14 protein-coding genes are annotated in these 13,915 nt (G+C 66.5%); 13 read left to right on the top strand and 1 reads right to left on the bottom strand.

All coding sequences use genetic code 11. The features are described 5' to 3' along the window. The first annotated feature begins 4 nt into the window (after window positions 1-4). From O1A05_RS03185 to O1A05_RS03130, 12 genes are all read left to right on the top strand, one after another. Window positions 5-1,606, top strand: a complete 1,602-nt coding sequence (locus O1A05_RS03185) for a molybdopterin-dependent oxidoreductase (RefSeq protein ID WP_270106634.1) — start codon at window positions 5-7, stop codon at window positions 1,604-1,606. Between the two features lie 129 nt (window positions 1,607-1,735). After that, window positions 1,736-2,422, top strand: coding sequence for a fasciclin domain-containing protein (locus tag O1A05_RS03180; protein WP_270106633.1), 687 nt, complete (start codon window positions 1,736-1,738; stop codon window positions 2,420-2,422). 77 nt (window positions 2,423-2,499) lie between these two features. Then, the gene (gene panC / locus O1A05_RS03175; RefSeq protein ID WP_270106632.1) at window positions 2,500-3,411 is read left to right on the top strand and encodes a pantoate--beta-alanine ligase; all 912 of its coding nucleotides are present in this window, start codon (window positions 2,500-2,502) and stop codon (window positions 3,409-3,411) included. A gap of 77 nt (window positions 3,412-3,488) precedes the next feature. Then, window positions 3,489-3,968 carry an SRPBCC family protein gene (locus O1A05_RS03170; protein ID WP_270106631.1) on the top strand — a complete coding sequence of 160 codons (480 nt, stop codon included), beginning with the start codon at window positions 3,489-3,491 and terminating at the stop codon, window positions 3,966-3,968. Window positions 3,969-4,202: 234 nt separating this feature from the next. Continuing rightward, a complete protein-coding gene (locus tag O1A05_RS03165) occupies window positions 4,203-6,194 on the top strand; it encodes a M13 family metallopeptidase (protein WP_270106630.1) in 1,992 nt (663 codons plus the stop codon). 51 nt (window positions 6,195-6,245) lie between these two features. Beyond that, window positions 6,246-7,748 (top strand): lysine--tRNA ligase, encoded by a 1,503-nt coding sequence (gene lysS, locus O1A05_RS03160; RefSeq protein WP_270106629.1) that lies wholly within the window; start codon window positions 6,246-6,248, stop codon window positions 7,746-7,748. 11 nt (window positions 7,749-7,759) lie between these two features. Continuing rightward, a complete protein-coding gene (locus tag O1A05_RS03155; RefSeq protein WP_270106628.1) occupies window positions 7,760-7,948 on the top strand; it encodes a hypothetical protein in 189 nt (62 codons plus the stop codon). A gap of 104 nt (window positions 7,949-8,052) precedes the next feature. Continuing rightward, window positions 8,053-8,355: a histone-like nucleoid-structuring protein Lsr2 gene (locus O1A05_RS03150; RefSeq protein WP_270106627.1), complete on the top strand. Its 303-nt coding sequence runs from the start codon at window positions 8,053-8,055 to the stop codon at window positions 8,353-8,355. An 83-nt stretch (window positions 8,356-8,438) separates the two neighbouring features. Beyond that, window positions 8,439-11,003 (top strand): ATP-dependent Clp protease ATP-binding subunit, encoded by a 2,565-nt coding sequence (locus O1A05_RS03145; protein ID WP_270106626.1) that lies wholly within the window; start codon window positions 8,439-8,441, stop codon window positions 11,001-11,003. A gap of 117 nt (window positions 11,004-11,120) precedes the next feature. Continuing rightward, the gene (locus tag O1A05_RS03140; protein ID WP_270106625.1) at window positions 11,121-11,300 is read left to right on the top strand and encodes an Rv0909 family putative TA system antitoxin; all 180 of its coding nucleotides are present in this window, start codon (window positions 11,121-11,123) and stop codon (window positions 11,298-11,300) included. A 92-nt stretch (window positions 11,301-11,392) separates the two neighbouring features. After that, window positions 11,393-11,947, top strand: coding sequence for an amino-acid N-acetyltransferase (locus O1A05_RS03135; RefSeq protein ID WP_270106624.1), 555 nt, complete (start codon window positions 11,393-11,395; stop codon window positions 11,945-11,947). Window positions 11,948-12,013: 66 nt separating this feature from the next. Continuing rightward, window positions 12,014-12,235, top strand: a complete 222-nt coding sequence (locus O1A05_RS03130; protein ID WP_270106623.1) for a CsbD family protein — start codon at window positions 12,014-12,016, stop codon at window positions 12,233-12,235. A 60-nt stretch (window positions 12,236-12,295) separates the two neighbouring features. On the opposite strand, the gene O1A05_RS03125 is transcribed toward O1A05_RS03130, so the two are convergent. Beyond that, a complete protein-coding gene (locus tag O1A05_RS03125) occupies window positions 12,296-13,204 on the bottom strand; it encodes an A/G-specific adenine glycosylase (protein ID WP_270106622.1) in 909 nt (302 codons plus the stop codon). Between the two features lie 27 nt (window positions 13,205-13,231). Between O1A05_RS03125 and O1A05_RS03120 the strand changes: the two genes are divergently transcribed. After that, window positions 13,232-13,894 (top strand): hypothetical protein, encoded by a 663-nt coding sequence (locus O1A05_RS03120; RefSeq protein WP_270106621.1) that lies wholly within the window; start codon window positions 13,232-13,234, stop codon window positions 13,892-13,894. Window positions 13,895-13,915: the final 21 nt, after the last annotated feature.

The following is a 13,915-nucleotide window of genomic DNA, read 5'->3' as shown; positions in this document are numbered from 1 at the left end:
GAGTATGGGACAGCACCAGCAACGCAGATTCACCGTCGGATTCGGGCCCCGCACCCGCGGAGTGCTCCTCGGTATGGCCGCCGTGCTCCTGCTCTTCGGCGCCGCCGACGCTCTCACCCGGGTGCTGGGCGGCACGACATCGCCGCTGACCGCGGTGGGCCTGCTCCTGATCCGCTTGTTGCCCTCCGACCTGGTCAAGCTCGCGATCGACCTCTTCGGCGAGGCAGACAAGATCGTGCTGATTCTTTCGGTGGGCGCGGGCGGGCTGGTGTTGGGCGGGGTGCTTGGTGGGCTGCTGCATCGACGACGGCGCACCGCCGTGACCGTCTTCGCCCTCATCGGGGCCGGGCTGGTGGCACTCGTCGCACTGCGCCCGGAATCCGGCCCCCGCGACCTCATCGCCGCGGTACTCGGCGTGTTCCTCGGCGCCGTTGTGCTCGCGCTCGGGATCCCCCGAAAGCCCCGGAAGTCCCGCGACGCCGGCCTCGAACCCGCTGAGCCCGCACCCGCAGATCCCACAGAACCACCCGAGCCCGGACTCCGGCGCCGCACCGTACTGATCCTCGCCGGCGCCTCCGCCCTGATCGGCACCGCCGGCCTCGCCGTTGGCCAGACCGTGGCCACCGTCGGCCGGGGCGCGGTGGATGCCGCCCGCCGCTTCGTGCTCCCCACCCCGGTGGTCACCGCAGCTGCCGTGCCCGCCGCCGCCGAGGTCGGCGTCGATGGCGTCGCGCCCTTCACCACCGCCCAGGCCGATCTGTACCGCATCGACACCGCCCTGGTCCCGCCCGCCGTCGACTCCGAGACCTGGGAACTGCGCGTGGACGGACTGGTCGAAGAGCCCTTCACGCTGAGCTTCGCCGAACTGCTCGAGGAGCCGCTGGAGGAACACCGCATCACCCTGACCTGCGTGTCCAACCCGGTGGGCGGGGACCTGCTGGGCACCGGCGTCTGGACCGGGCTACCGGTGCGCACCCTGCTGGCCCGCGCCCGCCCCCACCCGGAGGCCGACATGGTGCTCTCGCACTCCGTCGACGGGTTCACCGCGTCCACCCCGCTCGAGGCGATGACCGATGACCGTGCCTCCCTGGTCGCCATCGGCATGAACGGTGAGCCACTGACCGCCGAGCACGGCTACCCGGTGCGCCTCATCGTCCCCGGGCTCTACGGTTTCGTCTCCGCCACCAAATGGGTCACCCGCATCGAGGTCACCCGCTTTGACCGGGCCGAGGCGTACTGGACCCGCCGCGGCTGGGACGCCCGGGCGCCGATCCTGGTGTCCTCGCGGATCGATGTGCCGGGCGGACTCGACGTCGTCGACGCCGGAGACATCATCGTCGCCGGCTCCGCCTGGTCCCAGGGCGTGGGCATCGCCTCCGTGCAGGTGCGTCTCGACGACGGCGACTGGACCGATGCCGAACTGGGCGCCGAGGTCAACGTGGACACGTGGCGGCAGTGGCGCCTCGCCGTGCCCGTGGAAGCGGGTCGACACGCGCTCACGGTCCGCGCCATCGGACGCGACGGCACCGTCCAGACCGCCGAGCGTCGGGATCCTATTCCCAACTCCGCCACCGGTCACCATCGCGTCGAATTCCGGGCCGAGTAAAAAATCCGAAAAAGTGTCATCCAGCTCACCCCCGGCTCCGAACCATCAGTACACAGCGGGATATCGCAGAGCGCGAAACGGCCCTCACCACACGGTGCATTGCCGACCCGCCGAACAAGGAGAACGATCATGAACGCACGTTTCGGAATGAAAGCCTCCGCAGCACTCGGCATCGCCACGATCGGCCTGCTCGGCCTGAGCGCCTGCAGCGACTCCCCGGAGGAGACGGAGTCGCCGGAGACCACCATGGAAGCCACCATGGACCCGTCGGCCGAGGAAACCGAGGGCTCGATGGAGGAATCCGAGGAGTCCGCCGACGCCGGCGCCAACCTCGTGGGCTCCGGCTGTTCGGCCTACGCGGAGCAGGTGCCCGATGGTGACGGCTCCGTGGAGGGCATGGCCCAGGATCCGGTGGCCGTGGCCGCCTCGAACAACCCGATGCTAACCACCCTGACCGCCGCCGTTTCCGGTGAGCTCAACCCCGACGTCGACCTGGTTGACACCCTCAACGGCGACGAGTTCACGGTGATCGCCCCGATCGATGACGCCTTCGAGGCCATCCCCGAAGCGGACCTCAACGCCGTGGTCGAGGACGCCGACATGCTCACCGAAGTGCTGACCTACCACGTGATCCCCGGTCAGCTAAGCCCGGACGAGATCGTCGGCGAGCACGAGACCGTCCAGGGCGAGACCGTCACCATCACCGGCGAGGGCGAGGAGATGATGTTCGACGACGCCGGCCTGGTGTGCGGCGGCGTGACCACCGCCAACGCCACCGTCTACATGGTCGACGGCGTGCTCATGCCCGGAATGTGACCGGGCCCGAGCTCGAAGCGGGGACGCCCCGACCGTCACCATCACGGTCGGGGCGTCCCCGTTTTAGACTGTCTGGCATGATCCTGACTCGTACCGTGGCCGAGGCCCGCGCCGCCATCACCGCCGCCACCGCTGACCTCACCCACTTGGCACCCCGCGTCGGCCTGGTGCCCACCATGGGCGCACTGCATGCCGGCCACGGCGCCCTGCTGGCCCAGGCGCGCGAGGAGAACGACGTCGTCGTCGTGTCCGTGTTCGTCAACCCGTTGCAGTTCGAGGATCCGGACGATTTCGCCCACTATCCGCGCACCCTCAACGAAGACGTGGCGCTCATCGCCGAGCACGTGCCCGACCGCCCGGTCATCGTGTTCGCTCCCGACACCGCCGAAATGTACCCCGGCTACCGCGCGTTCGGCGACGTCCCGCAGATCACCGTCTCCTCCGGCTCCATGGGCACCGTATTCGAGGGCGCCTCCCGGCCCGGCCACTTCGATGGCGTCTGCACCGTGGTCACCAAACTCTGGAACACCTTGATGCCGCCGGCCCCGGCCACGCTCCGTAGCTATTTCGGCCGCAAGGACGCCCAGCAGCTGGCCATCCTCACCCGCACGGCCGCCGACCTGAACATCCCGGTCGAGATCCGCCCCGTCGACCTCGTTCGCGCCCCCTCCGGCCTCGCCCTGTCTTCGCGCAACCGCCGCCTCGACGACCACGGCATGGACAAGGCGCTGATCCTCTCCGCCGCGCTGTCCACCCTGCGCGAGCAGGCGGTGTCCGGGGAGCCGATCGATGTGCACACGGCGCGCAAAATGATTGACGACGACGCCACCGTCACGCTGGACTATCTGGAGGTGGTGGACCCGGCCACGCTCGTGCCGCTGTCGGCCGCCGAACTTCGCGCACCCCTGAGTCGCGACGCGCTCGCCCTGGTGGCCGCCGTCGTGCCGCCGGTCCGCCTCATCGACAACATGGTCCTCCCCGCCGGTTGACCCCGCTGCCCCGCCGCGCACTTCTCCGGGCATCACCCCTTGCGTCGACCCCCGGGGTTGCCCCTAGCGTGTGAACCATGAGCACAAATCAAACCGCACAAGGCGACACCAAAATCACCGTAACCCGCATCATCGACGCTCCGGCGAAGGACATCTTCGAGGTCCTGACTCTGCCGGACAACCACGCGAAAATCGACGGTTCCGGCACCGTTGTCTCCGAAGATCACACCGATCGTATCCAGAAGGTCGGAGACGTGTTCCGGATGAACATGAACGGCGACCACATGGGTGGCGACTACCAGACCGACAATCACGTGGTGGCCTACGACGAGAACAAATTGGTGGGCTGGAAGACCGCTCCCGCCGGCACCCAGCCTCCGGGTTGGCAGTGGGTCTACACGCTGGAGCCGCTCGACCAGAACTCCACTCGCGTCAGCCTCACCTACGACTGGAGTGACGTCACCGACCCGGACCTGTTGGCTAAGAATCTGTTCCCGCTCTTCGACGAGGAGCAACTGGAAGGCTCGCTCGCTCGCCTCGCCGCGTTGCTGGGCTAAGGCGCCCCCACCCACGACGCAGATTCATCGCTGTTCAGACAGAATGGCCGGAAAAACGCCGGTTCTTGTCTGAAAGCGATGAATCTGTGGTTTTAGGTCCGGGACCCGAGCCCGTTGCCACACCAACACCCTCCTGCCGGCGGGCCGGAACTTCGGGTAGGTTGGAGAGCACACCTTACGCAACGGGCCCGCCCTCTGTGCGACCGCGCCCACCCCGACGCCCCAGGAGTCCGTGTGTCCGCATCCACTCAGCCCTCGCCCCGCGACGACCTCTACCGTCACATCAACGGGGAGTGGCTCGATTCACACGAGATCCCGGCCGACCAGGGCGCCTACGGTGCGTTCATGGAGTTGCGCGACGCCGCTGAAGAAGCGGTCCACTCCATTGCCGCCGACGCCGCGGGCGCCCTCAGCGAGGGAACCGTCAGCGGCCAGTTCGCCGAGAATGGTTCCGCGTTCACGGCAGGGCACGACGACGACGGCGCCACCGCCCGCATCGGCGCCCTCTACACCGCGTTCATGGACACCGAGCGCATCGAGCGCCAGGGCCTGGAACCCATCATCGCCGAGCTCTCCCAGATCGAGGGCGTATCCAGCGTGGAGGAGCTACTCGAACTCTCCGGCACCCTGCAGCGCTCCGGCGTCTCCGGGCTCATCGCCACCGGTGCGCTCAACGACGCTGGCAACCCCGAGCGCATGCTGCTCCACCTGCTCCAGGACGGCCTCGGCCTGCCCGACGAGTCCTACTACCGCGAAGAATCCTTCGCCGAGATCCTCGCCGACTACCGCCAGCACGTGGCCAATCTGTTTGGTCTGGCCGGCATCGGCGGCGACCCCCAGCAGACCCGCCGCGACGCGGACGACGTCGTCGACTTGGAAACCCAGATCGCCGGCGTGCACTGGGACGTGGTGACCTGCCGCGACGCCGTCAAACGGTACAACCTGCTCACCCGGGACGAGCTGGTGGAGCTGTTCCCCCTGGTCGCCTCGTGGTTGTCGGGAATTATTGGCGACGCCGAGAACCGTTCCGCCGAGGTGGTCGTCTGGCAACCCGACTTCCTCTCCGGCATCCAGCGCCTGCTCACCGAGGCCCCGCTGGCCACCTGGAAGCGGTGGCTGCAGCTGCAGCTGCTCCGCTCCGCAGCCCCGTACCTCACCGAGGCGTTCGTCACCGAGAACTTCGAGTTCTACGGGCGGAAAATCGCCGGCACCGAGGAAGTGCGTCCGCGCTGGAAGCGTGCGGTCAGCTTCGTCAACGGTGCGGTGGGCGAAGACGTCGGCCGGCTCTACGTGGCTCGTCACTTCCCGGAGGAACACAAGGCATCCATGGACGAGCTGGTCTCCACGCTGCTCGAGGCGTATCGACGGTCCATCTCCGCGCTGGAGTGGATGGGGGAGGAGACCCGGCAGCGCGCCCTGGAGAAGCTCTCCCTGTTCAACCCGATGGTCGGCTACCCGGTGAAGTGGATCGACTACTCCAGCCTCGAGGTGGACCCGAAAGACCTGATGGGTTCGGTGTTTGCCGCCTCCGAGTTCGCCTTCGAGCGCGACCTGTCCAAGATCGAAACCGGGCCCGACCCGGAAGAATGGCACATGTCCCCGCAGACGGTGAACGCCTACTACTCACCGCTGGAGAACGCCATCGTGTTCCCCGCTGCGATCCTGCAGCCCCCGTTCTTTGACCCGGACGCCTCGCCTGCCCAGAACTTTGGCGGCATCGGTGCGGTCATCGGTCACGAGATCGGCCACGGTTTTGACGACCAGGGCTCCCAGTACGCCGGCGACGGTTCCCTGCGCGACTGGTGGACCGCCGAAGACCGCGAAGCCTTTTCTACCCGGACCGCCAAGCTGGTCGAACAGTACTCTGCGCTGGCTCCCGACGTCGCGCCCGAGCACCCGGTCAACGGCGAGCTCACCCTGGGTGAAAACATTGGCGACCTGGGCGGCCTCGGCATCGCCCACCAGGCACTGGCCATCTACCTGGAGGAACACCAGCAGCAGGATTCCGACGTCGACCGCGAGTTCTTCGCCTCCTGGGCCACCGTCTGGCGCCAGCTCACCCGGCGAGAAACCATGATCACCCGCATCGCCTCCGACCCACACTCACCCAACGAGTTCCGCTGCAACCAAGTGGTCAAGAACCTCGATGCGTTCCACGAGGCGTTCGGCACCGAACCGGGCGACGCCATGTGGCTCGACGCCGAGGACCGCGTCACCATCTGGTAGGCCCCGACGCGCGGGGGCGGCCGACGGTAAGAATCGGTAGACTGGTGCGCTGTGAGCACCCAGACTTCTGAACCGAACTCCCGCGACCAGCGACTCGTCCGCCAGGCCAAGCGCGCCGAACTGATCGACGGCGGCGAAGCCTACCCCGCGCAGGTGGCTCGCACCCACTCTCTGCAGCAGGTCCGCGACGCCTACCCGGACCTCGAACCGGGTGCGGAAACTGGTGACACCGTCTCCGTCACCGGGCGCGTGGTGTTCCAGCGCAACACCGGCAAACTCTGCTTCGCCACCCTGCAAGAGGGTGGTCACGATGGAGCAGGGGTGCGCCTGCAGATCATGCTCTCTCTGGCGAACGTGGGCGAGGAATCCCTGGCCTCCTTCAAGCACCTGGTTGATCTGGGCGATCACATCGCCGTCACCGGTGAGGTCATCTCCTCGCGCCGCGGCGAGCTGTCCATCATGGCCCACTCCTGGCAGATGGCTTCCAAAGCGCTGCGCCCGCTGCCCGTGCTGCACGCCGACCTCAACGAGGAGACCCGGGTTCGCCAGCGCTACGCCGATCTGATCGTGCGCCCCGAGGCCCGGCAGATGGTGCACACCCGGGCTGCGATCATCCGCTCCATCCGCGCCACCCTGGACTCGCACGACTACGTCGAGGTCGAGACCCCGATGCTGCAGCTCATCCACGGCGGCGCTCAGGCCCGGCCCTTCGAAACCCACCTGAACGCCTTCGACCAGCCGATGACCCTGCGTATCGCCACCGAGCTGTATCTGAAGCGCTGTGTGGTGGGCGGGATCGACCGGGTCTTCGAGATCGGCCGCGTCTTCCGCAATGAGGGCGTGGACTCCACCCACTCCCCGGAGTTCACCACCCTGGAGTCCTATGAGGCGTGGGCGGACATGTACGTGATGGCGGAGCGCATGCAGGAGATGATCCTCAACGCCGCCGACGCTATCGGCGCCCCGCACCAGATCGAGACCGAGGCTGGCACCATCGATCTGGACGGCGAATGGGCCTGGGTGGAGGTCTACCCCGGTCTCTCCGAGGCCGTGGGGCGGCAGATCACCCCGGATACCGACGTCGAGACCTTGCGCGCGGTCGCCGCCGAGCACGGCGTCTCCGTGGACGAGAACTGGGGTGCCGAGAAGCTGGTGATCGAGCTGTTCGGCGAGATCGTCGAGCCCACCCTGCTGAACCCCACCTTCGTCTACAACTATCCGCCCGCTGCTCAGCCGCTGGCCCGTCCGCACCGCGACCGTCCCGGCGTCATCGAGGCCTGGGATCTCATCATCGGCGGCATGGAACGCGGCACCGCATTCACCGAGCTGATCGACCCTGTCATCCAGCGCGAGCGGCTCACCGAGCAGTCCCGCCACGCTGCGGCCGGCGACGACGAAGCCATGCAGCTGGACGAAGATTTCCTGCGAGCTCTGGAATACGGCGCCCCGCCGATGGGCGGCATCGGCCTGGGTATCGACCGGCTGGTCATGCTCTTCACCGGGGCCGGAATTCGTGAAACTATTCTTTTCCCGCTGCTGAAGCCGGAAGCCTGAAAGGAGACTCCATGGATCTTTTCTGGGAGTACTTTTCCGTGTTAGCCCCCTCCATCGGGGTGGGGCTGATCTTCTGGTTCGCCATGCGGTCACTGTTTCGTGGTGACGCCGGAGAGCGTTCCGCCCGCGCCCGCGCCGAAGAGCAGGAAGCGCAGCTGTGGGCGGCGTCTCGCCGTCGCGAAGATATTGAAGACAGCTGAATACGCGACGAAATTCAGGCTCAACAGAATAGTCTTTGGCTATGATGGTCGTCATGCGATTAGAATGGGTTTAAAGCCCGTTTCTATTCCCTGGAGGGAAAACCATGGCACGTAGAACCGAGATTATCCTCGTTGATGATCTGGATGGATCGACCGCCGACGAGACGATTGCCTTCTCCTTTGACGGTCGGCATTACCAGATCGATTTGTCCTCGGACAATGCTCGTGAGCTGCGTGCTCTGCTGAAGCCCTACATCAAGAAGGCCGAATCCGTGCCGGCCCCGGCGCCCGCCAATGAGGCTGCGAAGATCCGCGAGTGGGCCGTCAAGAATGGTTACACCGTCTCGCGCCGGGGTCGCCTGCATCGCGACATCGAAGAAGCGTATCGCAACGCCCACAAGAAGTAGGCGTTCTCCCGCTGGCGAACAGTCCTCGATAGCACGCGATTTCTCGTTACGATCGAAGTCGACGTTCATCAAGGAGTGTGCCCATGTTTGAGAGATTCACCGACCGTGCCCGGCGGGTGGTCGTGCTCGCCCAAGAAGAGGCGCGCATGCTCAATCACAGCTACATCGGGACCGAGCACATCCTGCTCGGCCTGATTCACGAAGGCGACGGCGTGGCCGCCAAGGCGCTGGAGTCCCTGGGGATCTCCCTGGGAACCGTGCGCGAGCAGGTCCAGGAGATTATCGGCCAGGGGCAGCAGACCCCCTCCGGTCACATCCCCTTCACCCCGCGCGCCAAGAAAGTGCTGGAGCTGTCCCTGCGCGAGGCGTTGCAGCTCGGCCACAACTACATTGGCACCGAGCACATCCTGCTTGGCCTCATCCGTGAGGGCGAGGGCGTGGCCGCACAGGTGCTAGTCAAGCTCGACGCCGACCTGAACCGCGTGCGGCAGACCGTCATCCAGCTGCTCTCCGGCTACCAGGGCGGATCCGGCTCCGGCAAGGAAACCGCCGGCGCCGGGGTGGCCTCCGGTGGCCAGACCGAGGGTGCGCCCTCGGGTTCGGTCGTGCTGGACCAGTTCGGTCGCAACCTGACCGCCGCTGCCCGCGAATCCAAGCTCGACCCGGTGATCGGGCGCGAGCACGAGATGGAGCGCGTGATGCAGGTGCTCTCGCGGCGCACCAAGAACAACCCGGTGCTCATCGGTGAGCCCGGCGTCGGTAAAACCGCCGTCGTCGAGGGTCTCGCCCAGTCCATCGTGCGCGGGGACGTGCCGGAAACGCTGAAGGACAAGCAGCTCTATACCTTGGACCTTGGTTCCCTGGTGGCCGGTTCCCGCTACCGCGGTGACTTCGAGGAACGCCTGAAGAAGGTGCTCAAGGAGATCCGCACCCGCGGTGACATCATCCTGTTCATCGACGAGATCCACACCCTGGTGGGGGCCGGTGCCGCTGAGGGTGCGATCGATGCCGCCTCGATCTTGAAGCCCATGCTGGCCCGGGGAGAGCTGCAGACCATCGGCGCGACCACGCTGGATGAGTACCGCAAGCACATCGAGAAGGACGCCGCCCTGGAGCGCCGCTTCCAGCCGATCCAGGTGAACGAGCCCTCCGTGGAAGACACCACCGAGATCCTGCGCGGACTGCGCGACCGCTACGAAGCGCATCACCGGGTGTCCATCACCGATGAGGCGCTCAAGGCCGCCGCCACGCTGGCCGATCGTTACGTCTCCGACCGGTTCCTGCCGGATAAGGCGGTGGACCTCATCGACGAGGCCGGCGCCCGGCTGCGCATCCAGCGAATGTCCACGCCGCCGGAAATCAAGGAGTACGAGTCCAAGATCGCCGAGGTGCGCTCCCAGAAGGAAGCCGCCATCGACAATCAGGACTTCGAAGGTGCCGCCACGCTGCGCGACCAGGAGCAGAAGCTCACCGAGGAGCGTAACGAGCGCGAGGCATCCTGGCGCAAGGAGGCCACCGAGGGCATTGCCGAGGTGACCGAGGACCTGATCGCCGAGGTGCTCTCCAAGTCCACCGGCATCCCGGTGTTCAAGCTCACCGAGGAGGAGACCGACCGCCTGCGCAACATGGAGGCCGAGCTCCACCGCCGCGTGATCGGCCAGGACGAGGCCATCAAGTCGCTGTCGCGGGCCATCCGCCGGACCCGCGCCGGGCTGAAGGATCCGAACCGTCCCTCGGGCTCGTTCATCTTCGCCGGCCCCACCGGTGTGGGCAAGACCGAGCTGGCCAAGGCGCTGGCCGAGTTCCTGTTCGGCGATGAAGACTCGCTGATCACCCTCGATATGTCCGAGTTCCAGGAGAAGCACACCGTCTCCCGGCTCTTCGGTGCCCCTCCCGGCTACGTCGGCTACGAAGAGGGCGGCCAGCTGACCGAGAAGGTCCGTCGCAAGCCGTTCTCCGTCGTGCTCTTCGACGAGGTCGAGAAGGCGCACGCCGACCTGTTCAACTCGCTGCTGCAGATCCTGGAAGACGGGCGCCTGACCGACTCGCAGGGCCGCGTGGTGGACTTCAAGAACACCGTGATCATCATGACGACGAACCTCGGCACCTCCGAGATCTCCAAGTCCGTGATGACCGGCTTCCAGTCCGCTTCCGACACCGAGACCGGCTACGACCGGATGAAGGGCAAGGTCCAGCAGGAACTGCGCCAGCACTTCCGGCCCGAGTTCCTCAACCGTGTGGACGACGTCATCGTCTTCCCGCAGCTGTCGAAGGACGAGATCATCTCGATCGTCGACCTGTTCATCGACCGGTTGCAGGTGCGCCTGACCGAGCAAGACCTGAAGATCGACCTCGACCAGGCTGCCAAGAACCTGCTGGCCGACCGCGGCTACGACCCGGCCATGGGCGCCCGCCCGCTGCGCCGGACCGTGCAGCAGCTGGTGGAGGATCAGCTCTCGGAGAAGATCCTGTTCGGAGAGATTCCGGCCGGTTCCCACATCGCCGTCTCCACGGAGGGCGAGGGTGCGGACGCGAAGCTGACGTTCACCGTGACGCAGTCGCGCGACCTACTCGAAGCCGCCCCGGAACGCGAAGCGATCGAAGCCGCCACCGACAGTGAGACCGCTGCCGACTCCAACGCCAGCTGAACGGAATCTGACGGTTTTCTTCGAACCCGCGGCGACCGACGATCAGCGGTGGACAGCCTCGCCCCGTCCCGTTTTACGATGACGGAGGAAGCTGTAACCGACCGAAAGGAGGCCGCTATGGGCCTGGGAGATAAGCTGAACGATCTGAAGAACGAGCACGGCGACAAGATCAACGACGCTGTCGACAACGCGCAGGAGCAGCACTCCGATAAGCTGGGCGGCAACGCCGACAAGGTCAACAACGCCGTGGACGGCGCTCAGGAGAAGTTCCTGGGCGGCGACAACGACAACAAGTGATCACCCTCCGAGCCTGACTCGGAGCTGACACACCGAAGCCCGCCGGGGGAGACTCCGGCGGGCTTCTCGTTAACGACAAGAAAGAAGCCACCGTGCCCGTTCAGTTGCGCCCCGCACGCACCCAAGATGTTGCCGACATACGCGACGTCGTCGCCCCCCTGGCGCAAGAGCGCGTACTGCTCCAGAAGGAAGCGGTGGCCTACTACGAGTCGATCCAGGAATTTCTGATCGCCGAAGACACCGACACCGGGGAAACCGCCGGGTTCGGTGCCCTGCACGTGATGTGGGAAGACATCGCCGAGGTGCGCACCCTGGCCACAGCGGACTCGCACCGCGGGCGCGGGGTGGGCTCGCTGCTGCTCGAGGAACTGCTGGACCGGGCCGAGCGCCTCGGAGTGACCCGGGTGTTCTGCCTGACGTTCGAAACCGCATTCTTCACCCGTCACGGGTTCTCGGTGATGGCCAACCAAGATGCCGTCGACCCCGAGGTGTACTCCGAACTGCTGCGCTCCTCTGATGAGGGTGTGGCCGAATTCCTCGACCTGGCCCGGGTGAAACCCAATACGCTGGGCAACACTCGGATGATCATTGACCTGGCCGCCCGGCGTGCGGCGAAAGGTCAAGAGTCCGCCGCGTCTCAACTCTAGGGTGCGTCTCGGGGCGACCGCTAGCGTGAGAGACACCCACTAACCGTGATACCGAGAGGACTGCACATGAGCACCGGAGACCGTTTCTCCAACTCTGCCGAAGAAGCCAAAGGCAAGGCCAAGCAGGCCTTCGGCGAAGCCACCGACAACGACAGCCTGAAGAACGAGGGCAAGGCCGACGAGGCCAAGGGCAGCCTGAAGAACACGTTCGAGGACCTCAAAGACAACGTTCAGGACAAGGCGAACGAGGCACTGGGCAAGGTCAACGACGCCTTCAAGAAGGACTAGTTTCTACGGGATTCTCTCCCTTGCACGCTGCCCCGGACGTTGGCCGGGGCAGCGTGGTCGTTAACTGTGCGGCAGCGAGAGCTCGTCGCCGGTGCGCTCGGCGAGCCCGTCAGCCACCAGTGAGCTGACGCAGCGGTCGAACTGCGCGTCGTCTGGACTCAACGATTCCTCGACGCGCTGACGGATCGCCGTGAGTGCGGTGCCGCCGTCGTGGGAGCGCAGCAGCGCCATGATCGCCCCGCGCAGCTGACGGTCGGTGCCCGCCCACGACTGGCCCTTCGGCTGATAGTGCGCTTCCGGAGACCCCGCAGCGAGCCAGGCGCAGGCGGCAGACACCGGGCAGAGGCGACACTGCGGAGACCGCGCGGTGCAGACGAGGGCGCCGAGCTCCATGGTGGCCGCATTCCACTGGCACGCCTGCTCCGGATCGGCCGGCATCAGCTCGGTAGCCAGAGACATTTCGGCGCGAGTGAGCGATTTTTCCGGCAGCGCCCGACCAGAAAACGCGCGGGCATGCACCCGCCGAATATTCGTATCGACGACGACCTCGGGCTGCTCGAACGCAAAGCAAGCGATAGCAGCGGAGGTGTACTCACCCACCCCCGGCAGCGCCTTCAGCTCGGCGGCAGTGTTCGGCACCTCGCCGTCGTGTTCGGCCACGATGGTCTGGGCGGCGGCATGCAGGCGCAGGGCCCGGCGCGGATAGCCCAACCGGCCCCAGGCGCGCAGAATCTCCGAGGACGGTTCCGCGGCGAGGTCAGCCGGGGTGGGCCAGCGCCGCATCCACTCGGTCCACACCGGCAACACCCGGGCCACCGGAGTCTGCTGCAGCATGAACTCGGAGACCATCACGCCCCAGGGCGTGCACTCATCGCGGCGCCACGGCAGGTCTCGGGCGTGCGCGTCGAACCAGCCGATGATGCGGGTGTGGGCATCCGCCACGGCGGTGGGGGTGGGGGTCTGCGGCATGGACTCCACTGTAGTTAAGCTAGAGGCATGAGCACACACAGACCGCTTCCGCCCGAGGTGTACCGCCGCCGTCGACTGGTGGTGGGTGTGGCCGCGCTGGTGCTGCTCGCTCTCGTGGTGGCCCTGGTGTTCTGGGTGGTGGCGCTGGTGCGTGGAGCCGGTAACGCCAGCGAGGAACCGGAGCCCACCGCCTCACCAAGTGCCAGCGCCGAGAGCGCCGCACCCTCGGAGACAGGTGACGCTGGTAGCGCCTCCGCCGCGCCCTCGGACTCCGGCAGCGCGGAGGCGGAGGACCTGGAGGGCACCTGCATCGAAGACCAGCTCACGGTGGTGGCCTCAGCCGACGCTCAAGAGTACGGTCCCGACGAAAACCCCATCTTCGAGCTGAGTATCACCAACGACGGCGACGAGGCGTGCGATACGAACGTCGGCACCAACCAGCAGGTGTTCACGGTGACCTCCGGCTCGGACCGGATTTTCGCCACCACCGACTGCCAGGTGGACGGCAGCGACCAGATGATGACCCTGGAACCGGGGCAGACCGAGACCTCCCGCTTTGAATGGGACAAGGTCCGCACCCAGCCCGGCTGCGAACGCTCCGAGAACGAGCTGGGCGCGGGAACCTATCGGATCACGGTGGCTATGGGGGCGATCAGCTCCGAGCCGGTCTCCTTCTCCCTGACGGATTAACCCCCAGGTCGGCCGGGATCT

Source organism: Citricoccus sp. NR2 (genome assembly GCF_027594385.1).
Taxonomy (GTDB): Bacteria; Actinomycetota; Actinomycetes; order Actinomycetales; family Micrococcaceae; genus CmP2.
This window is presented reverse-complemented; position numbering and strand designations above follow the sequence as displayed.

What these genes read in the sequence shown, in the direction of transcription:
- O1A05_RS03130 (WP_270106623.1), top strand. Translation starts at nt 12,014, where the DNA reads ATGAGCACCGGAGACCGTTTCTCCAACTCTGCCGAAGAAGCCAAAGGC.
- O1A05_RS03120 (WP_270106621.1), top strand. Translation starts at nt 13,232, where the DNA reads ATGAGCACACACAGACCGCTTCCGCCCGAGGTGTACCGCCGCCGTCGA.
- O1A05_RS03185 (WP_270106634.1), top strand. Translation starts at nt 5, where the DNA reads ATGGGACAGCACCAGCAACGCAGATTCACCGTCGGATTCGGGCCCCGC.
- O1A05_RS03155 (WP_270106628.1), top strand. Translation starts at nt 7,760, where the DNA reads ATGGATCTTTTCTGGGAGTACTTTTCCGTGTTAGCCCCCTCCATCGGG.
- O1A05_RS03170 (WP_270106631.1), top strand. Translation starts at nt 3,489, where the DNA reads ATGAGCACAAATCAAACCGCACAAGGCGACACCAAAATCACCGTAACC.
- panC (WP_270106632.1), top strand. Translation starts at nt 2,500, where the DNA reads ATGATCCTGACTCGTACCGTGGCCGAGGCCCGCGCCGCCATCACCGCC.
- O1A05_RS03140 (WP_270106625.1), top strand. Translation starts at nt 11,121, where the DNA reads ATGGGCCTGGGAGATAAGCTGAACGATCTGAAGAACGAGCACGGCGAC.
- O1A05_RS03125 (WP_270106622.1), bottom strand. Translation starts at nt 13,204, where the DNA reads ATGCCGCAGACCCCCACCCCCACCGCCGTGGCGGATGCCCACACCCGC.
- O1A05_RS03145 (WP_270106626.1), top strand. Translation starts at nt 8,439, where the DNA reads ATGTTTGAGAGATTCACCGACCGTGCCCGGCGGGTGGTCGTGCTCGCC.
- O1A05_RS03180 (WP_270106633.1), top strand. Translation starts at nt 1,736, where the DNA reads ATGAACGCACGTTTCGGAATGAAAGCCTCCGCAGCACTCGGCATCGCC.
- O1A05_RS03150 (WP_270106627.1), top strand. Translation starts at nt 8,053, where the DNA reads ATGGCACGTAGAACCGAGATTATCCTCGTTGATGATCTGGATGGATCG.